This is a genomic window from Oleiphilus sp. HI0061, assembly GCF_001635675.1.
In genome coordinates, this window is sequence record NZ_LWFE01000763.1 from 1 (window position 1) to 422 (window position 422).

A 422-nucleotide genomic window follows, 5' to 3' on the forward strand; every position below is an offset into this window, starting at 1 on the left:
AAGACCCGATTATTTATTCCGAGCGAACTTGGCTACGGAAATAGAGCTGCTGGCGCCATCCCGGCTGGCTCGGTACTAATTTTTGATGTTGAGTTGCTTGGCATCAATGAATAAACAACTATAGTGAGATATAACTACTCGTAACAGAACAATTACGAGTCTTTTTAAGATAACGGAGAATAGAATGAAGCTTGTTACTGCGATAATCAAACCTTTTAAACTTGATGATGTACGTGAAGCACTATCAGAAATCGGTGTTCAGGGTATAACAGTTACTGAAGTTAAAGGATTTGGTCGCCAGAAAGGTCATACAGAGTTGTATCGTGGCGCTGAGTACGTTGTAGACTTTCTACCAAAAGTTAAACTAGAAGTAGCGATCAGTGAAGATATGCTAGATAAAGTTATCGAAGCGATGACAAATG

Annotated in this window: 2 protein-coding genes; both read left to right on the forward strand. The window is 39.6% G+C overall.

Going from position 1 to position 422, the window contains the following annotated elements; genetic code table 11:
* A partial coding sequence (locus A3735_RS09330) for an FKBP-type peptidyl-prolyl cis-trans isomerase (RefSeq protein WP_197485797.1) occupies positions 1–114 on the forward strand: 114 nt, incomplete at its 5' end.
* A gap of 70 nt (positions 115–184) precedes the next feature.
* A partial coding sequence (locus A3735_RS09335; protein WP_068637988.1) for a P-II family nitrogen regulator occupies positions 185–422 on the forward strand: 238 nt, incomplete at its 3' end.